General features: G+C 70.8%; 21 protein-coding genes and 1 pseudogene. 9 read left to right on the top strand and 13 right to left on the bottom strand.

What is annotated here, in order from left to right:
• Nucleotides 1-68: 68 nt before the first annotated feature.
• The 4 genes from tgmB to ACW4TU_RS02480 form a co-directional block, all read right to left on the bottom strand.
• Complete coding sequence (gene tgmB / locus ACW4TU_RS02495; RefSeq protein ID WP_457424155.1) at nucleotides 69-1,061, bottom strand: ATP-grasp ribosomal peptide maturase; 993 nt, start codon at nucleotides 1,059-1,061, stop codon at nucleotides 69-71.
• 15 nt (nucleotides 1,062-1,076) lie between these two features.
• Nucleotides 1,077-1,268 carry a putative ATP-grasp-modified RiPP gene (gene tgmA, locus ACW4TU_RS02490; RefSeq protein ID WP_457430664.1) on the bottom strand — a complete coding sequence of 64 codons (192 nt, stop codon included), beginning with the start codon at nucleotides 1,266-1,268 and terminating at the stop codon, nucleotides 1,077-1,079.
• 222 nt (nucleotides 1,269-1,490) lie between these two features.
• The gene (locus ACW4TU_RS02485) at nucleotides 1,491-1,862 is read right to left on the bottom strand and encodes a DUF6479 family protein (protein ID WP_457424153.1); all 372 of its coding nucleotides are present in this window, start codon (nucleotides 1,860-1,862) and stop codon (nucleotides 1,491-1,493) included.
• A 75-nt stretch (nucleotides 1,863-1,937) separates the two neighbouring features.
• The gene (locus ACW4TU_RS02480; RefSeq protein WP_457424151.1) at nucleotides 1,938-2,750 is read right to left on the bottom strand and encodes an SAM-dependent methyltransferase; all 813 of its coding nucleotides are present in this window, start codon (nucleotides 2,748-2,750) and stop codon (nucleotides 1,938-1,940) included.
• Nucleotides 2,751-2,951: 201 nt separating this feature from the next.
• On the opposite strand from ACW4TU_RS02480, the gene ACW4TU_RS02475 reads away from it, so the two are divergent.
• Complete coding sequence (locus ACW4TU_RS02475; protein ID WP_457424149.1) at nucleotides 2,952-4,631, top strand: hypothetical protein; 1,680 nt, start codon at nucleotides 2,952-2,954, stop codon at nucleotides 4,629-4,631.
• A 115-nt stretch (nucleotides 4,632-4,746) separates the two neighbouring features.
• On the opposite strand, the gene ACW4TU_RS02470 is transcribed toward ACW4TU_RS02475, so the two are convergent.
• A complete protein-coding gene (locus ACW4TU_RS02470) occupies nucleotides 4,747-6,093 on the bottom strand; it encodes an MFS transporter (protein WP_457424147.1) in 1,347 nt (448 codons plus the stop codon).
• A 139-nt stretch (nucleotides 6,094-6,232) separates the two neighbouring features.
• Here ACW4TU_RS02470 and ACW4TU_RS02465 point away from each other — a divergent pair, with 139 nt between their 5' ends.
• Nucleotides 6,233-6,592 (top strand): ArsR/SmtB family transcription factor, encoded by a 360-nt coding sequence (locus tag ACW4TU_RS02465; protein ID WP_457424145.1) that lies wholly within the window; start codon nucleotides 6,233-6,235, stop codon nucleotides 6,590-6,592.
• Between the two features lie 212 nt (nucleotides 6,593-6,804).
• Here ACW4TU_RS02465 and ACW4TU_RS02460 read toward each other — a convergent pair whose 3' ends face one another.
• Together ACW4TU_RS02460 and ACW4TU_RS02455 are read right to left on the bottom strand one after the other, a co-directional pair.
• Complete coding sequence (locus ACW4TU_RS02460; RefSeq protein ID WP_457424143.1) at nucleotides 6,805-7,539, bottom strand: DUF1775 domain-containing protein; 735 nt, start codon at nucleotides 7,537-7,539, stop codon at nucleotides 6,805-6,807.
• A 72-nt stretch (nucleotides 7,540-7,611) separates the two neighbouring features.
• Nucleotides 7,612-8,292 carry a hypothetical protein gene (locus ACW4TU_RS02455; RefSeq protein WP_457424141.1) on the bottom strand — a complete coding sequence of 227 codons (681 nt, stop codon included), beginning with the start codon at nucleotides 8,290-8,292 and terminating at the stop codon, nucleotides 7,612-7,614.
• 216 nt (nucleotides 8,293-8,508) lie between these two features.
• Between ACW4TU_RS02455 and ACW4TU_RS02450 the strand changes: the two genes are divergently transcribed.
• The gene (locus ACW4TU_RS02450; RefSeq protein WP_457424139.1) at nucleotides 8,509-9,246 is read left to right on the top strand and encodes a sulfotransferase family protein; all 738 of its coding nucleotides are present in this window, start codon (nucleotides 8,509-8,511) and stop codon (nucleotides 9,244-9,246) included.
• A gap of 20 nt (nucleotides 9,247-9,266) precedes the next feature.
• Nucleotides 9,267-9,504, top strand: a pseudogene (locus ACW4TU_RS02445) (M56 family peptidase); the annotation flags it as partial.
• 33 nt (nucleotides 9,505-9,537) lie between these two features.
• Here the strand turns inward: ACW4TU_RS02445 and meaB are convergent.
• From meaB to ACW4TU_RS02430, 3 genes are read right to left on the bottom strand one after another with little or no spacing between them, the layout of a single operon-like run.
• Nucleotides 9,538-10,515: a methylmalonyl Co-A mutase-associated GTPase MeaB gene (meaB, locus tag ACW4TU_RS02440; RefSeq protein WP_457424137.1), complete on the bottom strand. Its 978-nt coding sequence runs from the start codon at nucleotides 10,513-10,515 to the stop codon at nucleotides 9,538-9,540.
• Complete coding sequence (gene scpA, locus ACW4TU_RS02435) at nucleotides 10,512-12,686, bottom strand: methylmalonyl-CoA mutase (RefSeq protein ID WP_457424135.1); 2,175 nt, start codon at nucleotides 12,684-12,686, stop codon at nucleotides 10,512-10,514. Before scpA ends, meaB begins: the two co-directional genes overlap by 4 nt.
• On the bottom strand, nucleotides 12,686-14,494 hold the full coding sequence (locus tag ACW4TU_RS02430; protein WP_457424133.1) for a methylmalonyl-CoA mutase family protein: 1,809 nt from the start codon (nucleotides 14,492-14,494) through the stop codon (nucleotides 12,686-12,688). The genes scpA and ACW4TU_RS02430 overlap by 1 nt, the downstream gene beginning before the upstream one ends.
• Nucleotides 14,495-14,769: 275 nt before the next feature.
• On the opposite strand from ACW4TU_RS02430, the gene ACW4TU_RS02425 reads away from it, so the two are divergent.
• The 3 genes from ACW4TU_RS02425 to ACW4TU_RS02415 all read left to right on the top strand — a co-directional run bounded on the left by ACW4TU_RS02425 (nucleotide 14,770) and on the right by ACW4TU_RS02415 (nucleotide 16,461).
• The gene (locus ACW4TU_RS02425) at nucleotides 14,770-15,156 is read left to right on the top strand and encodes a VOC family protein (RefSeq protein WP_457424131.1); all 387 of its coding nucleotides are present in this window, start codon (nucleotides 14,770-14,772) and stop codon (nucleotides 15,154-15,156) included.
• 48 nt (nucleotides 15,157-15,204) lie between these two features.
• Entirely contained in the window at nucleotides 15,205-15,816 is a 612-nt protein-coding gene (locus ACW4TU_RS02420) for a DinB family protein (protein ID WP_457424129.1), read from the top strand.
• 162 nt (nucleotides 15,817-15,978) lie between these two features.
• On the top strand, nucleotides 15,979-16,461 hold the full coding sequence (locus ACW4TU_RS02415; RefSeq protein ID WP_457424127.1) for a VOC family protein: 483 nt from the start codon (nucleotides 15,979-15,981) through the stop codon (nucleotides 16,459-16,461).
• Nucleotides 16,462-16,503: 42 nt separating this feature from the next.
• Here ACW4TU_RS02415 and ACW4TU_RS02410 read toward each other — a convergent pair whose 3' ends face one another.
• The 3 genes from ACW4TU_RS02410 to ACW4TU_RS02400 form a co-directional block, all read right to left on the bottom strand.
• The gene (locus ACW4TU_RS02410) at nucleotides 16,504-17,406 is read right to left on the bottom strand and encodes an aminoglycoside phosphotransferase family protein (protein ID WP_457424125.1); all 903 of its coding nucleotides are present in this window, start codon (nucleotides 17,404-17,406) and stop codon (nucleotides 16,504-16,506) included.
• A 113-nt stretch (nucleotides 17,407-17,519) separates the two neighbouring features.
• Nucleotides 17,520-18,155 carry a DUF3105 domain-containing protein gene (locus ACW4TU_RS02405; RefSeq protein ID WP_457424123.1) on the bottom strand — a complete coding sequence of 212 codons (636 nt, stop codon included), beginning with the start codon at nucleotides 18,153-18,155 and terminating at the stop codon, nucleotides 17,520-17,522.
• Between the two features lie 115 nt (nucleotides 18,156-18,270).
• Nucleotides 18,271-18,660 carry a hypothetical protein gene (locus tag ACW4TU_RS02400; RefSeq protein WP_457424121.1) on the bottom strand — a complete coding sequence of 130 codons (390 nt, stop codon included), beginning with the start codon at nucleotides 18,658-18,660 and terminating at the stop codon, nucleotides 18,271-18,273.
• A 212-nt stretch (nucleotides 18,661-18,872) separates the two neighbouring features.
• Here ACW4TU_RS02400 and ACW4TU_RS02395 point away from each other — a divergent pair, with 212 nt between their 5' ends.
• Both ACW4TU_RS02395 and ACW4TU_RS02390 read left to right on the top strand, forming a co-directional pair.
• Complete coding sequence (locus ACW4TU_RS02395; RefSeq protein ID WP_457430662.1) at nucleotides 18,873-19,673, top strand: VOC family protein; 801 nt, start codon at nucleotides 18,873-18,875, stop codon at nucleotides 19,671-19,673.
• A 44-nt stretch (nucleotides 19,674-19,717) separates the two neighbouring features.
• Nucleotides 19,718-20,416 carry a ribonuclease H family protein gene (locus ACW4TU_RS02390; protein WP_457424119.1) on the top strand — a complete coding sequence of 233 codons (699 nt, stop codon included), beginning with the start codon at nucleotides 19,718-19,720 and terminating at the stop codon, nucleotides 20,414-20,416.
• The last annotated feature ends 92 nt before the right edge of the window (nucleotides 20,417-20,508 follow it).

Genomic DNA, 20,508 nt, shown 5'->3' with positions numbered 1-20,508 from the left:
AGGCGAGACAGGACGCTACATGAAAATGGATCCCATTAACAGTTGAGTGCGGTCGGACCGGACGCCTTTCAGGGGGCCATCCGCAGGGAGCCCTGCGGATCATGGGGATACGGCGGCGCCTGTGGCCCTTCCCCGGCCAGCCAGTCGGCGACGCACCGGGCGATCGGCTGCCCGGTGTCCATCTCGACGAAGCCGAACTGCCCCGACTGGTTGCATTCGAGGAACCACCAGACACCGTCCAGATCCTCCGCGAAATCGAAGGCCCCATAGGCGAGTTCGGCCTCCCGCAGATACCGCTGCACGGCCTCGGCGACCGGCGCCGGCACGTCGACCGGCCGCCACGGCTCGTCCGAGGGCGCGAAGCGGACATCGATGTCGTCAGGGTGCGCGTCCGGCGCGACGGCCTTGCGGGCGGCGAGGATCCGGTCGCCGACCATCGTCAGACGGATGTCGGCCCGCTTCTCGACCCGGCGTTGCAGCAGGGTCGGCCCGAAGGCGACGGCGGTGAAGTCGACATCGGGTGCCACCCGGCTCGTCGGCACCACCCTGGGCGGCTCCTGCGGATGTGATCCGGACACGGGCTTGACGACCAGATCGGGAAATCGCCGGGCGAAGTCCCGGGCGGCCTGCGGGAACGTGGTGATCAGCGTGGCCGGGACGTGCAGCCGGCTGCGCTGTGCGAGACGCAGTTGCCAGGGCTTGTGGCGGGCCCGGGCGGCGGCGTCGGGATGGTTCATCCAGCGCGCGCCGGTGCCCCGGAGCATGCCGTAGAAGGCCTGCGAGGTCTCCTCGGTGAGCCAGCCGGACGGTGCGGCGGCCCGCGCCCCCGGAACCCCGGGCCTGCGCACCCAGACGGACCGCAGCCCCTCCATGTCCACCACCCTGCCACCGGCGGAAAGATGCCCGCGGAAGGCGCCGTTCGCGTACTCGCCGGACAGGGCGACCTCGCCCGGCAGATCGGCGGGATCGAGCCGGACCACGGGAATGCCGGTGCCGTTCAGCCGGGCCACCACGAGATCCGCCGTCACATCCTCCTCGGACGTCAGGACCAGGACCGTCATCGCGGCCGGTCCACGTCAGTCATCGAAGTGCGTCTTGGAACCGGCGGTTGACGTGGTGGACCCGAATTCGCGCATCACGGCATGGTCGTGAGCGGCAATCCGCCCACCTGGCAACACATTCAACTGCAGTGCGCAGTCATAGCTGTACGGAGTGCTCACCTCCAACTGTTCAGCTGGGCGCGCGTAGTTCAGGACGAACAGCTGCATCGCTTCTCCTCGATCGGCGACGACGTCGGTCAAGTGGATGGTGGAGCTCCGGTAATACAACTGTCCCGTCCCGCTTGCCCCGCCTCCAAGGAGTTATACGAATCGAACGAGTGAATGGTTGCCTCCCGTTGTCGGCAACTGCGTCCGGGCAGCCTTTCGCGAGCCACCACCCACGCTCGCGGGTCGTAGGGGCAGGGCCGCGGGGACCCGGCCACGGACGGGTCAGTGGCGCCCCAGGCCGCCGCTGCCGAAGGAACCGCTGGAACCGGGATCCCAGCGCCCCCGCTGCTGGTCCTCCCGACGCTTCGTCGACGCGTGATGAAGATCATGCGGCATGAGCCGCTCCCGCTCCTGAGCCGCACGCGGCATCTCGTCGGGTTCTCTCATCTCACGGACCTCGTGCACGGGGCCGGAAGGCGGAAGTGTGGGTTGTTCGTCGGGGCGGGGCCGGGCGGATTCCCGGTCCCGGACCCGCATGCCGAACCAGAAGGCCCAGATCAGTGCACCAGCTATGAACAGGCCCGCGACAAATGCGGCCGTTACGTTGAGTAGATCGCTCGACGCGGCCAGTAGTTCAGACGTTGTCGTACTCATATACCGATTATCGCCGACAGTGTATGAATGCGCGTCTGAAAAGAGACTGTGGAATCCCTGTCTTTTTCTTGTCGGTCAGGGCTTCACGGCGACGCCACCGAATTGCGGAAGGTTGGCCGCGGAACCGCTCTCCGGGCGCCACCGCGCACAGGAGACGAGCCCCGGGTCGAGAAGGTCCAGGCCGTCGAAGAAAGCGGTGACCTCGGCGCGGGGGCGGGCGGTGATCGGCGGGGTGGCGTTCTCGTTCCAGAACTTCATCGCCTCGATGTTTCCCTCACCGTCGAGGTCCGCGTCGGTCGTCGGATGGGTCAGGACCAGATAACTTCCCGAGGGCACCGACGCCATGATCCGGCGCACGATGTCCTGCGCCTGGCCCGTGTCGAGCACGAAGTTCAGGATGCCGAGCATCATGACGGCGACGGGCCGCTCGAAGTCGAGGGTCTCCGACGCGCGCTGCACGATGCCGTCGGGGCGGTGGATGTCCGCGTCGATGTAGTCGGTGGCCCCCTCGCTCGTGCCGGTCAGCAGCGTACGGGCGTGCGCGAGCACGATCGGGTCGTTGTCGACGTACACGATCCGTGACTCGGGCGCGAGGCGCTGGGCGATCTCATGGGTGTTGTCGACCGTCGGCAGCCCTGTCCCGATGTCCAGGAACTGCCGCACTCCCCGCTCCGCCACCAGGAAGCGCACGGCTCGCCCGAGGAAGGCGCGGTCCGCGCGGGCCACGCTGCGGATCAGCGGGAACATGGCGTCGATGTGGTCGCCGACCCCCTGGTCGACGAGGTAGTTGTCCTTGCCGCCGATCCAGTAGTTCCACACCCGCGCGTTGTGGGCCACCGAGGTGTCCAGCCGGCCGCGTCCCTCTGACGTGCTGCCCTGCTCGCTCACGTCGCTCCCTCTCGTCACTTCCCTTGCCCCGCAAGGACATTGACGAGCACACGGGCCGTCAACATCGTTCGCGCCTACGAGGGTGATCTTATGGCCGGGCCCTTCGCGTCCGGCGCCGGAGGCGAAGGAACGGGGCTGCCGCAGGCCGGCGCCGGCCTCTACTCTCGCCGAACAGGCCCCAGGGGAGCGGGAGAGAGACCGATGGATGACTACGACTACGACCTCGGTACCCACGGGCGGACCGTGACGACGTCGTCCCCCGTGGCCCAGCTGTGGTTCGACCGGGGCCTGGTGTGGACGTACGGCTTCCACCACGAGGAGGCCGTCGTCTGTTTCGAGGCCGCCGCGGCGGCGGACCCCGATTGCGCCATGGCCCACTGGGGCATCGCCTACGCCCTCGGCCCGAACTACAACAAACCCTGGGAGTTCTTCGACGGCGAGGACCTCGCACGGACCGTCGCCCGTACCCACGCCGCCGTCGAACTCGCGCAGCGGAAGGCGGCCGGTGCCACGCCCGCCGAACAGGCCCTGATCGGCGCCCTGCGAGCCCGCTACCCGCAGTCGGTGGCCGTCGAGGACTGCTCGGTGTGGAACGAGCCCTACGCGGACAGGATGCGGACGGCGTACGAACTCGCCCCCGACGACCTCGACATCGCCGCGCTGTACGCCGACGCGCTGATGAACCTGACGCCCTGGCAGCTGTGGGACGTGCGCACGGGCGAGCCGGCCGAGGGTGCCCGCACACTCACCGCGAAGGCCGTCCTGGAACGGGCGATCGCGACCGGGCCCGGCGCGCGCCACCCAGGCCTCCTGCACCTCTACATCCACCTGATGGAGATGTCCGCCGCCCCGGAGACCGCCCTGCCCGCCGCGGACCGGCTGCGCGGCCTGGTCCCGGACGCCGGCCACCTGCAGCACATGCCCACACATCTGGACGTCCTCTGCGGCGACTACCGGCGCGTGGTGGCGGACAACGGCGCGGCGATCGTCGCCGACGAGAAGTTCCGTGCACGGTCCGGCGCGATGAACTTCTACACCCTCTACCGGGCGCACAACCACCACTTCAGGATCTACGGCGCGATGTTCCTGGGACAGTCCAGGACCGCGCTGGAGGCCGCCGCGCAACTCGAGGCCGCCATCCCGGACGAGCTTCTGCGGGTACAGAGCCCGCCCATGGCCGACTGGCTGGAGGGCTTCCTCGCCATGCGCGTCCATGTACTGATCCGCTTCGGCCGCTGGTCGGACATCCTCGAACTACCCCTGCCCGCCGATCCGTTGCTGTACTGCGTGACAACGGCCATGCTCCGGTACGCCCGAGGGGTCGCCCTCTCCGCCACCGGCCGGATCGCCGACGCCGAGGCCGAGCGCGACCTGTTCCGCGTGGCGCTCACCCGGATCCCGGAGACCCGCATGCTGTTCAACAACACCTGCCCCGACATCCTCGCCGTCGCGTCGGCGATGCTCGACGGCGAACTGGAGTACCGCAAGGGCAACCACGAGGCCGCCTTCGCAGCGCTGGAGCGCTCGATCGACCTGGACGACAACCTCCCCTACGACGAGCCCTGGGGCTGGATGCAGCCCACCCGGCACGCCTACGGCGCCCTGCTCCTCGAACAGGGCCGGGTCGCCGAGGCGGAAGCCGTCTACCGGGCCGACCTCGGCCTCGACGAGACCCTGCCGCGCGCTGTCCAGCATCCCGGCAACGTCTGGGCCCTGCACGGGTTCCACGAATGCCTCGTCCGCCTGGGCAGGGACGGGGAGGCGCGGATCGTGGCCCAGCAGCTGAAGATCGCGCTCGCCCTGGCGGACGTCCCGATCGAGGCGTCCTGCTTCTGCCGGCTGGACGTCAACACCGCAGGCGGGGAAGCCGGTTGCTGCTGAGAGGGCGCCGTACGCGGCAGGTCTGCCCCCGAGGACGCCCTCTTCTGCCTCCTACCGTGCCGCCGAGTCCGGTGGGGTCGGGCGAATCCTGGGCAAGGAGGTCGGTGCCGGACGGTCAGCCGTGGGCGTGCAGGCCGTCGAGGAGCGGGTGGTGACTGTGCCGCCAGCCCCCGACGACCCGTCGCGCGTCGGCCAGATGCGGATGCCCGGCGGGGAGACCGGCGTGCTCGTGCTCGACGGGCGCCGGCCACAGGCGTACGGCGAGCAGCGCGGCGGCCAGGGCGACGGCGCCCAGGGTGAGCACCGCTGAACGGAGCCCGGCCGTCGCGCCGAGCCATCCGGCCAGCGGGTAGGTGAGCAGCCAGCAGCTGTGCGAGAGGGAGAACTGGGCCGCGAACGCGGACGTCCGCTGCTCGGCGGGCGCCGCCCGGCGGATCAGCCGCCCGGTCGGGGTGAGCACCATCGAGCAGGCGGCACCGAACGCGGCCCAGGCGGCCAGCAGCGCGGGCCAGCGCCAACTGCCGCCGCCCGCCGCGGTGACGGCGCCGAGAACGACGAAGACCGGGGTGAGCAGCAGCCCTCCCCGCAGCATCACCGCACGGTCCGGAACGCGGTCGAGCACCCGGGGCAGGAGCAGCGCCACGACCATGGAGCCCGCTCCGAACGCGCCGAGCGCGAGCGGTACGTCGCCGGCGTTCCGGCCGAGCTGGTCGCGGACGTACACGACCGTGTTGACGGTGACCATGGCGCCGGCGGCGGCCACCGCCAGATCGAGGGCGAGCAGGGCGCGCAACTGTGGAACGGCGAGGAAGAGGCGGGCGCCCGCGGTCGCCCTCGAACGGACACTGCCGCTCGGTGGGACGGGGGTGACGGGGGTGGAGAAGGAACTGGCGGGCTTGGGCAGGACGGCGGAGGCGACCAGGGCGGCCGAGGCCAGGAAGCCGGCCACCGTGCCCAGGAACAGCCAGTTGTAGGTGATCAGTGACAGCAGTGCGGCGGCGAGGGCCGGGCTGAACAGACTCTCCAGGTCGTAGGCGAGCCGGGACAGGGACAGGGCCCGGGTGTAGTCGCGTTCGGCGGGCAGTACGTCCGGCAGGGCGGACTGGAACGTGGGGGTGAACGTGGCCGACGCCGCCTGGAGTACGAAGATCAGGACGTACACCTGCCAGATCTGGTCCACGAACGGCAGCAGCAGCGCGACCCCGGCCCGGGTGAGATCCGCCCCCACCAGCAGCGCGCGGCGCGGCAGCCGGTCGGCGAGAGCGCCGACGGCCGGGGCGATCACCACGTACGCCACCATCTTGACGGCCAGGGCAGTGCCGAGCACCGATCCGGCGTCGGCGCCCGCGAGGTCGTAGGCGAGCAGGGCGAGGGCGACCGTCGCCAGGCCGGTGCCGGTCAGGGCGACGACCTGGGCGGCGAAGAGGCGGCGGTAGGTGCGGTTGCGGAGTACGGCGAGCATGCGGCGATCCCTTGGCCGGTCGGGGAGCGGGCGCGGTCCGACTCCACTGTAGCCATAGGTGCGCACCTGTGCACATGTCGATGCGGGAATCGGTACGGCGACACCCTCGACGGGTCCGTCCTGCCTCTACGCTGAGGTCATGCCTGCTCGCGAGACCTTGCCCACTGCGGCCGACACGCACCTGCGTGCCCCGGACGGCGCGCGACTCGCGGAGGCGACCGAGGTGTTCGCGCTGCTGTCCGACGCGACGCGGCTGCATCTGCTGTGGCTGCTCGCGCAGGGCGAGTCGGACGTCGGCTCGCTGACGGAACGGTGCGAGGCGTCGCGGACGGCGGTCAGTCAGCATCTGGCGAAGCTGCGGCTCGCGGGGCTGGTGGACACGCGGCGCGAGGGCCGGTACGTCCACTACAGCCTGCGCGACGGGCATCTGCGGCGCCTGGTGATGGAGGCGCTGAGCCACGCCGACCACAGGGTCAGCGGCAGGGCGCCGCACGACTGAGGGGCGGCGGGATGGTTCTCGCCCCTGCCGCCCCTACCCGTCCCGTCCCTGGGTGCTGCCGCCCCCGGACCCCCGCTGTCGGCCCTGAACGGGCCTCGTCCTCAAACTCCCCCAGAGGGGGGACCCTCAACGGGCCGGAGGTTCCTGGGCCCGCGCTGGACTCAGGCCGTAAACGGGCGGGTGGGCGGGAAACAGGGCCTGGGGTATCGGCCTTACCTGCTACTCCTGGTCGCACCCCGGCGTCGTACGAGATAGGCAGCCGCACCCGCCGCCACGACCACAGCCGCTCCGATGCCGATCCAGGCACCCGCGGACATCCCGCCGTCGTCGCTCGTCGCCTCCGTCGCCTCGGCCGTGGGTGTCGGTGACGCGGACGGCGATGCCGACGGAGACGGAGACGCGGACGGCGACTCGGACGCCGTCTCGCTCGGCGATGGGCTCACCGCCTTCGCGCCCGGCGCCGCAGCCTTCAGCTTGAGGACCGGCGCGGGCTGCTCACTGCTCTCGTCCAGTTCGATCCAGCGGTCGATCTTGCCGTCGCTGTAGGTCTGCAACGACTTGAAGGCGAGTTCCTTCACGTCGGGGAGTTGTCGAACGACGACGGAGTACTCGGCGTTCACGCCGGCCTTCAGGGCCGGGCCCTTGATCGTGTAGCCGTCGTCGGCGGCCGTGAACTTCCAGCCCTTGGGGCCCTCGCCGTAGGTCACGTCGCCGGGCGCGATGCCCTTGGGCAGGATCACGCGGACCGCGGCGATACCGGCGGTGTCGGACTCCGCTTCCGCGTCGAAGGAGATCTCGACGTTCTCGGCGAGAGCCTGGGCCTTGTCGGACTCGACCTCCACATGGGCGGCGGCCGGCCCGGCGGTGAGAAGGACGAGGGCGCCGGCGGCGGCTGCCAGGAGGGTCAGGCGTCGCGCGGTGCCGTGCTGGGTGGGGGCAGTGAACATGGGTGTCTCCGGGTCTTTCCGGGCGTGCGGTGGCACGGAACGGCCGACCTGCGCCGGGCCGTTCCCGCAGGGTCAGTTGGCGAGAACGAGCCACGCCGACGGAGGACCCCGCCGTACCACCACGTCCGCGAGCAGCGCACCCCTGAGCGGCGGCGGCTCCGTCCGTCGCGGGCGGCGCACCCGCGCTCCGCGCTCCGCCGGCATCGGCCGGCCGTCGAGCAGCGCCCGTACGGTGGCGATCCGCGTCCGCACCGCCTCGACGGCCCCGGTCAGGCCGTGCGCCAGCGACCAGCAGGCCGCGTCCGCGCGGTGCAGCAGCACCGCGACGAGTACGGCGGCCACGGCATGCAGGACCGTCATGGCGGCCGAGTGGTGCAGGCCCTCGGGCCAGGCCCCATGGGCGGGCATCGGATGGTGCGCATGTGCGGGCATGGCCGTGGCCGGCATCGCCGGGTGGCGCGAGTGGGCGGCCGACAGCCACAGATGCAGTCCGGTCTGTGCCGCCGCGCTCGTCACCACCACCGCGGCAAGTGAACGCGGGCGCCGGGTTCCGACCAGCCCCACGGCGAACAGCAGTACCGCCGCCGCCACGCTCGACCGCCACGGGGCGGGCCCCTCGGCGACCAGATGATGCGCGCTGACCCCGAGCACCGTGCCGACGACCGCGAACACCGCTGCCCGGAACACGGGCAGGGGCGCGGAGTGCGTCGTCGGCGTACGGAGCATGGTCATGGCCCGCCCATCATCAACCATGCGGCGGCAGGGAAGGGAACGGGTCTCAGGAATTTCTCATTCCCTTCCCATGGCGGCCCCAGGCATTGGTAACAGGATGGTCAAGCACCCAAGGGGGGAGTTGGGGTTCTGTACGCCGGGGGGCAAGGAGGCACGGTCATGGTCCTGGTCGGTCCGGAAGTACGCCGAGTAGCTCGTGGGTTGAGGCGGCGGGTACGGCGGTTCGCGGAGCCGCCTGTGCCGCGGTCGGCCCACCGGCTCGTCCCGGACCCGGTGTTCGTCATCTCCTCCGTGCGCTCCGGCTCCACGCTCCTGCGGGTCCTGCTCAACAGCCACCCGCGGATCCGGGCGCCGCACGAGATGCACCTGCGCACCCTGGCGGTCGACCTCACCAAGCCGTACACCAGCAAGGCCATGGCCCAACTCGATCTCGACCAGCGCGAGTTGGAATACCTGCTGTGGGACCGCATCCTGCACCGGGAACTCGTGCGCAGCGGTAAACAGATCATCGTGGACAAGACTCCGGGCAACGCCGGCTTCTGGGAGCGGCTCGCGGAGGGCTGGCCGAAGGCCCGCTACATCTTCCTGCTGCGCCACCCCGCGTCGATGGTGAGCAGCTTGATCAACAACCGTCCCGACCGCGAACTCGGCGCGACCGTACGGGAGGTGCGCATGTACGTCGAGGCGGTCGAAGCGGCCAGGAACGGGCTGGACGGCCTCACGGTCCGCTACGAGGACCTCACGGAACGGCCCGAGGCGGTCACCCGGGAGATCTGCGGGTATCTCGGTGTGCCCTGGACACCGAAGATGCTCGACTACCGGAAGGGCGACCACGGCCCCTTCGTGCCGTTCATCGGCGACTGGAGCGAGAACATCAAGTCCGGGAGGATCCAGCGGGCCCGTCCGCTGCCGGACGCCGAGGACGTCCCGGAGACGTTGCGCGACCTCGCCCGCGCCTGGGGGTATCCCTGTTGAGCTGCTCGCACGGCGCTCACGGTTCCCGGCGTCTACAGCCGCCGGACCTCGCGCACGCCATCGGCAAGACGGCCCTCGTGCCGCGGGGCACGTCCGTGGCCACGCCGGCCGGCTTCGCCGCGCGGCAGACTCTCCGTGTTCACCGCGGTGGGCCCGGCGGCCTGGGGTGCGGCGGCGGACGCGGCCGTGTCGGCGATGTCGTCCGCGGACGCGGCCGTGACCATGGTCCTCGTCCTGCACGCCGCCACACCCCTCTGAGTCCACCCCGCACGTGCTGGGCGGCCCTGCTTCTCAGTCGCCGCCGAACGCCCTCAGGATGCGCTCGGCGGCCAGGGTGGCCGTCAACTCGCCGTCCCTGACCTGTTGTTCGAGACCGGGGGTGACGGCACGTACGGCCTCGTCGGTGTGCAGGCGGCCCAGCAGTTCGTCGCGGACCATCGTCCAGGTCCAGTCGACCTGCTGGTCACGCCGTTTGGCGGCGAGGCGGCCGGTCGAGTCGAGCAGGGTGCGGTGCTGTTCCAGGCGGTCCCAGACGGTGTCCAGGCCGGTCGACTCACGGGCGCTGCACGTCAGCACGGGCGGCGTCCAGGCCGCGTCCCTGCCGTGCATGAGGCGCAGGGCGCCCGCCAACTCCCGTGCGGCGGCCTGGGCGTCGCGCTCGTGCGGGCCGTCGGCCTTGTTGACGGCGAGCACGTCCGCGAGCTCCAGGACGCCTTTCTTGATGCCCTGCAACTGGTCGCCGGTGCGGGCCAGCGTCAGCAGCAGGAACGAGTCGACCATGTTGGCGACGGCGGTCTCGGACTGGCCGACCCCGACCGTCTCCACCAGCACCACGTCGTAGCCCGCCGCCTCCATCACCACGATCGACTCACGTGTCGCCTTGGCGACCCCGCCCAGCGTGCCCGCGGTGGGGGAGGGCCGGATGAAGGCCGCCGGGTCCACGGCCAGGCGTTCCATCCGGGTCTTGTCACCGAGGATCGAGCCGCCCGTACGGCTGGACGACGGGTCCACCGCGAGCACCGCCACCCGGTGCCCGAGCCCGGTCAGCATCGTGCCGAACGCGTCGATGAACGTCGACTTCCCGACCCCCGGCACCCCGCTGACCCCGATCCGCCGGGCCCGGCCGCTGTGCGGGAGCAGCGCCGTCAGCAACTCCTGTGCCGGCGCCCGGTGCCCGGGCCGCGTCGACTCGACGAGGGTGATGGCCCGCGCCACGATCGCCCGCTTCCCGTCGAGCACGCCCTTGACGTACGCGTCGAGATCGATCACAGGTCGTGCCCGAGGTCGGCCGAGAGCCGCTCGACGAGGTCGTACGCCGCGTCCGGGATCACCGTCCCGGGCGGGAACACGGCCGCCGCGCCCATCTCCAGGAGGGTCGGCACGTCCTGCGGCGGGATCACCCCGCCGACGACGATCATGATGTCCCCCCGGCCCTCGGCCGCCAGCTCCTCGCGCAGCGCCGGTACGAGGGTGAGGTGCCCGGCGGCCAGCGAGGACACCCCGACGATGTGGACGTCCGCCTCCACCGCCTGCCGGGCCACCTCGCCCGGCGTCTGGAACAGCGGGCCGACGTCGACGTCGAAGCCGAGGTCGGCGAAGGCGGTGGCGATCACCTTCTGGCCGCGGTCGTGGCCGTCCTGGCCCATCTTGGCGACCAGGATGCGCGGCCGACGCCCCTCGGCCTCCTCGAAGGCGTCCACCAGGGTGCGGGTGCGGTCGACGGACGGGGACTCGCCTGCTTCGTTGCGGTACACCCCGGCGATCGTACGGATCTGGCCCGAGTGCCGCCCGTACACCTTCTCCAGCGCGTCCGAGATCTCCCCGACCGTCGCCTTCGCGCGGGCGGCGTTCACCGCCAGCTCCAGCAGGTTGCCCTCACCGCCCGCCGCCCGGGTCAGCGCGTCCAGCGAGTCCTGGCAGGCCCGCTCGTCGCGCTCGGCGCGCAGCCGCCGCAGCTTCTCGATCTGCTGGGTGCGCACGGAGGAGTTGTCGACCTTGAGGACGTCGATCTGCTCGTCGGTCTCCACACGGTACTTGTTGACGCCGATCACCGGCTGGCGCCCCGAGTCGATGCGCGCCTGGGTGCGCGCCGCGGCCTCCTCGATGCGCAGCTTGGGGATGCCCGCGTCGATGGCCTTGGCCATGCCGCCCGCCGCCTCGACCTCCTCGATGTGCTGCCAGGCCCGGCGCGCGAGGTCGTACGTCAGCTTCTCCACGTACGCGCTGCCGCCCCACGGGTCGATGACCCGGGTCGTGCCCGACTCCTGCTGGATCAGCAGCTGGGTGTTGCGGGCGATGCGCGCCGAGAAGTCGGTGGGCAGCGCGAGCGCCTCGTCCAGGGCGTTGGTGTGCAGCGACTGGGTGTGGCCCTGTGTCGCCGCCATCGCCTCCACGGCCGTACGCGTCACGTTGTTGAACACGTCCTGCGCGGTCAGCGACCAGCCCGAGGTCTGCGAATGGGTGCGCAGGGAAAGGGACTTGGCGTTCTGCGGGTCGAACTGCCTGACCAGCTTCGACCACAACAGCCGGGCCGCACGCAACTTGGCGATCTCCATGAAGAAGTTCATGCCGATCGCCCAGAAGAAGGAGAGCCGGGGCGCGAACGCGTCGACGTCCAGGCCTACTTCACGGCCCGCCCGGATGTACTCGACCCCGTCCGCGAGCGTGTACGCCAGCTCCAGGTCGGCCGTCGCACCCGCCTCCTGGATGTGATAGCCGGAGATCGAGATGGAGTTGTAGCGGGGCATCCGCTGCGAGGTGTACGCGAAGATGTCGGAGATGATCCGCATCGACGGCTTCGGCGGATAGATGTAGGTGTTGCGGACCATGAACTCCTTGAGGATGTCGTTCTGGATGGTCCCGGCCAGCTTCTCGGGCGGCACGCCCTGTTCCTCCGCCGCCACGATGTACAGCGCGAGGACGGGCAGCACCGCGCCGTTCATCGTCATCGACACGGTCATCCTGTCCAGCGGGATGCCGTCGAAGAGCTGCCGCATGTCGTAGATCGAGTCGATCGCCACGCCCGCCATGCCGACGTCACCGGTCACGCGCGGGTGGTCGCTGTCGTACCCCCGGTGCGTGGGCAGGTCGAAGGCGACCGACAGGCCCTTCTGGCCGGCCGCGAGGTTGCGGCGGTAGAAGGCGTTCGATTCCTCGGCGGTGGAGAAACCCGCGTACTGGCGGATCGTCCAGGGCTGGTTGACGTACATCGTCGGGTACGGGCCGCGCAGATAGGGGGCGGCACCCGGGTACGTCGACAGGAAGTCCAGACCCTCCAGGTCACGGCCGGTGTAGAGCGGCTTGACCGCGATGCCCTCCGGGGTCTCCCAGAAGGCCCCGTCCGCGCCGGTGGTCGCCTTCACGGCCGTACGCCAGTCGTCGGCGTCGGCATGGGCGGTCGGGGTCCCCAGTTCGATTCCGGAGAAGTCGGGGATTCCCATCAGGACGCTCCCATACGGTCGAGGGTGGCGGAGAGCACGGCGACGGCGTCGCAGCCCGCGAAGACGTACGCGTCGACGTCCGTGTACTGCCCGGGACGGCCGGCGAGGAACACCTGTGAGGCGCCGGCGGCCTTCAGTTCCGCGGCGACGGTCGCGGCCTGCTCCGCGTACAGCGTGTCACTGGAGCAGAGGCAGGCCTCGGTTGCGCCGCTCTCCTCGAAGGTGCCCTCCGTGACGGGCTCGATGCCGCCGGCCCGGAAGAGGTTCGAGACGAAGGTCGACCGCGCGCTGTGGGCGGCGGCCGGGCCGATGGTCGCCAGATAGACGCGCGGCCGGGATCCGGTGGCGGCGAGGTGGGCGTCGGAGCGGGCGCGCAGAGCCTCGTACGCCTCGTCGCGCCGCACCCGGGGGAGCCCTCCGGACGGCGGTACCGGCGCCGGCTCGCGGTCCGGGAGGCGCTCGGCGAGGTTCGGGAACTCGCTGACCCCGGTGATGGGCTCGCGCCGCTTGGCCAGCTTGGCCGAGCGGGCCGCCCAGGTGGTGGCCAGCGCCTCACCCAGCCGGCCCGAACGGAGGGCGGGCGCAAGGCCGCCCAGGCCCTCGATCCACTGGAAGAACTCCCAGCCCGCGTGCGCGAGTTCGTCGGTGAGGCGTTCCACGTACCAGGAGCCGCCCGCCGGGTCGATCACCCGCGCCAGATGCGACTCCTCGACCAGGATCGTCGAGGTGTTGCGGGCGATCCGGCGCGCGAACGCGTCCGGCAGGCCCAGTGCGTGGTCGAAGGGGAGCACGGTGACCGAGTCGGCGCCGCCGACCCCGGCGGCCAGCGTGGCCACCGTCGTGCGCAGCATGTTCACCCATGGGTCGCGGCGCGACATCATCACCGGCGAGGTCACGGCGTGCTGCACCTGCGCCCCCGCCGCCGGCGCCCCGGACACCTCGGCGACCCGGGCCCACAGCCGGCGGGCCGCGCGCAGTTTGGCGATCGTCAGGAACTGGTCGGCGGTGGCCGCGAACCGGAACTCCAGCTGTGCACAGGCCTGTTCGACGGACAGCCCGGCTTCGGTCAGCTCCCGCAGGTACGCGACACCGGTCGCCAGGGACGCGCCCAGCTCCTGCGCGGCGGAGCCGCCGGCCTCGTGGTACGGCAGCGCGTCCACGGTCAGCGCGCGCAGCCCCGGGTACTGCTCGGCGCACAGCCGCGCCAGCTCGATGACCGGCGCGAAGGCCAACTCCTCACCCGTGCGGGCCTCGTGGCCCAGTGGGTCACCGCCGAGGTTGCCGCGCGCCACCTCCCCGGCGACGCCCCGCTCCTCGTACAGCCGCAGCAACTCCCGTGCCGCGGGCTCGACTTCCCGTCCGGCGTCGAGGACGACGGGGGCCAGATCGAGATAGACGCCGTCGAGGGCCCGGGCGAGCGACGACACCGGGATCGCGTCCGGGCCGACGGTCAGCCAGAGCGAGGTGGCGCCGTTCTCCAGGTCCCCGAGCACCGCGTCGCCGACGAGGGTCGCGTGCCGTTGCCGTACGTCCCAGCCTCCGACGGTGTTCCCCTCGGGGCGTCCGCCGCGTACGAAGGGGGCGAAGCCGGGGAAGCCGGGCTCGGGAGCCTCGTCGTGCGCCGTGTAGAGCGGGCGGGTGGTGAGCCCGTCCTCCAGCGTGGTGGACAGAGCGTCCTCGGCTGTCGCGGCGGATACCTCCTTGCCCGCTTTGCGTAGGACGCCTTCCACCAGGCGCTGCCACTGTTCATGGGTCGTGGAAGGGAACTCGGCGGCCAGTGAGAGCCCGTCGTTGGGCAGGACTGTCATGCCCGGATGCTAGGGCAGAGAGGTCGAACCGCAGCAGAGGCCCAGGCTGTGACCTTGACCTCGGCGCAACTGTGACCTCGGCCTCACGACGGTTCCGGCCCCTGCGAGGCAGGTGGGAAGGGCCTTTCTCGACCCTCCACCGGCCGGGATCGTCGCCCATGGCGGCCCGGCGCGTCAATGGGGCACCGCATCGCGGAGACCGTCCGGGAATGCCAGGCTGCGGGGTGACAATCGGCTTCGCCGGACCCGTACGCACACGAATCAGAGAGCACCCCATGAGGATTCACCTGACCAGCGTCTTCGTCGACGACCAGGACAAGGCCCTGCGCTTCTACACGGACGTGCTGGGCTTCGCGAAGAAGACCGAGGTCCCGCTGGGCGAGTACCGGTGGCTGACCGTGGTCTCGTCCGAGGATCCCGACGGGACCGAACTGCTGCTGGAACCCTCCGGCCATCCCGCGGTGCGGCCGTACAGGGACGCGCTGGTCAAGGACGGGATCCCGGCCGCCGCGTTCGCCGTGGACGACGTGCACGCGGAGTACGACCGGCTGCGGGGTCTGGGTGTGCGATTCACCCAGGAACCACTGGAGATGGGCCCGGTCACCACCGCGGTGCTGGACGACACCTGCGGCAACCTGATCCAGCTCGTGCACCAGGCGTAGGACCTTATTCGGTGGCGCACCGTGTCGACGCGCGCGACCATGCCCCCCATGGACTCGCGTGAGCACGACAACGGGACAACGGCGACTCGGTGGACGGTCGCGACCGTCTATGACGACATGTGGGTCGACCCGGACGACGATCCCCGCGAGACCGACACCGAGATCGTCGACGAACGCGGCACGCTGATCGAGGGCCTGCGCCACTACCGCCTCACCGTGGAGATGAAGTGCGCCGGTCTGGACGCCGAACAGATGGCCCGAAGGTCCGTACCGCCGTCCACGATGTCCCTGCTCGGGCTGGTGCGGCACCTCACCGAGGACGAACGGCACTTCCGCCGGGTCATGGCCGGCGAGGACGCGCCCAAGCTGTACCGCACCGACGACGACCGCGACGGCGACTGGAACGGCGCGGTCGCCGATCCGGCGGTCGTGGAGGACGCCTGGAAGCAGTGGCGGACGGAGACGGAACTCACCGACCGGTTCGTCGCGGGCGTCGCCGACCTCGGCACCACGAACGCCGGCTTCTCCGACCTGGGCGCCGAGCCCGGCGGGCAGCTGCAGCTTCGTGACGTCCTGGCGGCGCACGTCAACGAGTACGCGCGGCACTGCGGCCACGCGGACCTTCTGCGCGAGTGCATCGACGGCCGGGTGGGTCAATGACCGGTTGATCAACTCGTCAACGGATCAACGGATCAACCGGTCGGCGACGCGCGGTGTCGCCTCCGAGACGGACCCGTGGAACAACTCGTCGCGCCACCGATGAGTTTTCGCCGGAGGATCGGTCGGAAGAGGTGACAGCGTTCCCGCTCCAGGAGGTACCCCATGACCACCGACGGTTTCACCACGTGTCTCTGGTTCGACGGCCAGGCCGAGGAAGCCGCCCACTTCTACGTCTCGGTCTTCAAGAACTCGGCCCTCGGCAGGATCGGCTACTACAACGAGGCCGGCCCCGCCCCCGCCGGCGGCGTGCTGGCCGTCGACTTCGTGGCCAACGGCCAGAAGTTCGTCGCCCTGAACGGCGGCCCGCAGTTCACGTTCAGCGAGGCCGTCTCCTTCCAGATCTTCTGCGCCGACCAGCAGGAGGTCGACCACTACTGGGCGAAGCTCACCGAGGGCGGCGGCGAGGGCGGCCCCTGCGGGTGGCTCAAGGACAAGTACGGACTGTCCTGGCAGGTCATCCCGGAGGGCCTGATCGAGATGATCGGCGACCCGGACCAGGAGAAGGCCGTCCGCACCACCAAGGCCATGTACGCGATGGGCAAGCTGGACATCGCCACCCTGCAAAAGGCGTACGCGGGGGAGTAGGCGAGCCCGGTCGGTGCCGGGCCGCTCCCCGTCCCGGGCGGCTCAGGCCCGCCGGCCGCTGTGCTCGGCGAGGATCTCCCCGATCACATGCCGGGAGTTCGCCGCGAGCACCGGATTCGTCTCCCGGTAGTACGGCAGCTGGATCAGCGAGATCGACAGCGCCCAGCCACGCCCGCGCGCCCACTCGGCGTCGTCGGCGCCGACGGCCTCGCGGAAGGTGTCACGGACGTCGGCGGGCAGCAGGTTCCAGGCCACGATCAGATCGACGGCCGGATCGCCGACCCCGGTACAGCCGAAGTCGATCACCGCACTCAGCCGTCCCTCGGTGACCAGCACGTTGCCCGGGGAGAGGTCCGCGTGCGCCCAGACCGGCGCTCCCGCGTGCTCAGGAACCCGCATGGCCTCCTCCCACAGCATGGTCGCCACCTCCGTGTCCACCTCCTCCGTCAGCTGAGCGAGGGCCGCGCGCGTGGCCGTGTCCCGCGCCGCCAGTGGAACGGCCCGGTAGTGGGACGGGCCGTTCGCGGCGTCGACGCGACGCAGAGCGCGGAGGAAACCGGCGAGCTCCTCGGCCAGGGTCTCGGGAGCTTCGAGGGCGTCGACCGCCGGGTTCCGCCCGTCCAGCCAGCCGTACACGGACCAGGGCCACAGGAACCCCCCGTCGGCGCCGCCCCGGCCGAGCGGTTCGGGTACGGCGACCGGCAGCCGCGGCCCCGGCAGGGACAGCCAGCGCTGCTCGTGCTCGATGCTGCCCACCGCGCCGGGATGCCTGGGCAGCCGGACCACCAGGTCACCGCCGAGCCGGAACATGGCGTTCTCGGTCCCGGCGGACTCCAGCCGCTCCAGCGGCAGACCCGCCCACTCGGGAAACTGCCGGGCGATCAGGCGCTGGACGAGCGGGGCATCGATCTCCGCCTCGTCCGCATGCGTCTTCAGGGCACACATGGTGACCATCCCAGCCGCCGGCGGGCCACCAGTCCACCGATTTTCGGCGGGACGGAAACACAGGCGCCGGCGCGGGGTCGTCCGGTGCGAACGCCCCGCGGCCGACGCTCGGTTCACGGCGTCATGCCGTTGGTGCACGCGGCACCGGGCTCGGGGGTCTGCTCGCCCTGGACGTACTTGTCGAGGAACTTCGCGACCCGCGGGTCCGACGCCTTGTCCACCTTGAGCTGGTGCTCCCAGGCGCTCAGCACGATCGGCGACGACTGGTCCTCGTACGGACTCATGAAGGTGTACGACGTGTTGGTCACCTTCTCGGAGAGCGTCTCCACGTCCGCCTTGGCAGCCTTGTCGTTGTACGTGATCCAGACGGCGCCGTGTTCGAGGGCGTGCACCGCGTTCTCGTTGGGGACCACCTTGGTGTAGACCTGACGGTCGCAGTTCACCCACACCTGGTTGTGGTCTCCGCCCACGGGCGGGCTCATCTTGTAGGTGACGGCCTTGGCGACGTGGTTCTGGGTGAGCTTGGACCAGCTCTTCACGCCCGAGATCGGCGCCGCCTTCGCCTCCTCCTTGTCCTGGGCCGAGTCGACGAGGAGCCAGCCGCCGCCGGCCAGGCCGACGAGTATGACGGCGGTCGCGCCGAGCGTGAGCAGACGCATACGGCGCTCACGGGCCTGCTCGGTCCTGCGCAGCTCCTCCATGTGGGCGCGGCGGGCCGCGGTCTTCGCCTTGGCGTTGGATGTACCCATGGGATGTCCTTCTCCGTGCCGTGCCCGTCTTCGGGCACGGCGCTGCAAGCTGGGGTGATGTTCGTGGTCGTGGCTGAGCGGATCGGCCCGAGGAAGGCGCGGGCCCGACCACGGCCTAGACCCGGAGCAGTTGCAGCTCGTGGAGATCGGGAGGGCGGGCGGCGCCAGGGGTCCGTGACGGGCCGAGCGGCAGCCGGGCGGGGGCCGTGCTCGGCTGGTCCAGCGCGGCGGGCCGGTCCGCGCCGATGAACGGGGCGTGGTTGAGGACGCCGAGGTGCCCGGGGGCGTGACAGCCGTGGTGCGGGCCCTCCTGGCAGGGATCCCGGTCGGCGATGTGCACCACGTGCGCAGACGTCGACCGGGCGGGCCCGGTGTCCGGCGAGGGCAGGGCGCCGGCGCAGGAGAACGCGAACGTCGCGAGCACGAGGACCAGGACACCCAGCAGGTGCGGGAGGCCGCCGCGGACATGCCGCGTCGCTGGGCGACGCACCCGCGCAGCGGACATCTGGACACCTGGAGGTAGGGGAGCAGCCGAGGAGAGACGAGCGCCGATGAAATTATCAGACCGCAGGGGTGTGTTATCGCCGCGCCCCGTCGGGGTGCGGCTCCTCCGATCTGTAACAGGGTGGGCCGCTCGGCGCGCGTCCCGGACGAAGCCTGGCTAGCGTGAGGATCCGGACACCCGACGAGATCGACCAGACCGGAGAGGCCGGAGCCATGGCCGTGCAACCTGAGGGAACCCCCTGTTGGGCCGACGCGATGTTCAGCGATGTCGAGGGAGCCAAGAGCTTCTACGGCGAGGTGCTGGGCTGGACCTTCGGCGAGTCGTCGTCGGAGTACGGCAACTACACACAGGCGTACGCAGACGGCAAGGCGGTCGCCGCGGTCGTCCCGCCGATGCCCGGGCAGGAGGGGCAGTCGGCGTGGTGCCTGTACCTCGCCTCCCCGGACGCCGCCGCCACCGCCGTGAAGATCCGTGACAACGGCGGCGAGCTGCTGATGGAACCGATGCAGGTGGGCGAGTTCGGCACCATGTGCCTGGCCCGCGACCCCAGCGGTGTCGCCTTCGGTATCTGGCAGGGCGGTGTCCACGAGGGCTTCGAAGCGGGACCGGAGAAGCCCGGCGCGTACTGCTGGGCCGAGGTCTTCACCCGCGAGACCGAGAAGTCGGACACCTTCTTCCAGACCGTCTTCGGCTACTCGGCCAAGCAGATGCAGGACGACGCCATCGACTTCCGTATGTACAACCTCGGCGACGACACGGTCCTCGGCCGGATGCGGATGACGGACGACTTCCCGCCCGAGATGCCGCCGTACATCAACGTGTACTTCACCGTCGGCAACTGCGACGACGCCGTCGCCACGGCCACCAAGCTCGGCGCAGTGCTGCGCTTCGGGCCCATGGACAGCCCGTTCGGCCGGTTCGCCGCGATGAGCGATCCGCAGGGCGCCAACTTCTCCGTCATCGACGTCACGACGACGGCGGGCGAGATGCCCAAGTCGACGGACGTGGGCTGAGGGAGGCGGGCCGACGCAGACCGGGAGCCCGCCGCACGCATGGCATGATCGAGCGCATGCGTGAACGAGTGGTGGCCGCGTGCGACGGGGCTTCGAAGGGAAATCCAGGACCGGCCGGCTGGGCCTGGGTGGTGGCCGACGGCTCGGAGAGTCCCACTCGCTGGGAGGCCGGGCCGCTCGGCCGGGCCACCAACAACGTCGCCGAACTCACCGCGCTGGAGCGGCTGTTGACGGCCGTCGCGCCGGACGTACCGCTGGAGATCCGGATGGACTCCCAGTACGCGATGAAGGCCGTCACCACCTGGCTGCCCGGCTGGAAGCGCAAGGGCTGGAAGACGTCCGCGGGCAAGCCGGTCGCCAACCAGGAACTCGTCGTCCGTATCGACGAACTGCTCGACGGCCGCTCGGTCGAGTTCCGCTATGTGCCCGCACACCAGGTCGACGGCGACAAGCTCAACGACTTCGCCGACCGCGCCGCCAGCCAGGCCGCGATCGCGCAGCTGTCGGCCGGCAGCGACCTCGGCTCCCCGGAACCCCCGGCCTCGCCCGACACCCCCCGCTCCTCGGCCCCGAAGACGTCCGGCACGAAGACCGCCAAGGCGCGAAGCGGCAACCCCAGCCGCACCCTCAAGGCGAAGTTCCCCGGCCGCTGCGTCTGCGGACGGGCCTACGCGGCCGGCGAGACCATCGCCAAGAACACCCAGGGCTGGGGTCACCCGGAGTGCCGCACGGCCGACGCCTGAGCGCACCCGACCGCACCGGCCGTCCCGTGTTGGACGGCATTTCGGTGTACCCACATCCTGCTACTCTCCGACGCGAACTGACCACCTTCCGT

Source organism: Streptomyces kryoterrae, from assembly GCF_054072135.1.
This window is presented reverse-complemented; position numbering and strand designations above follow the sequence as displayed.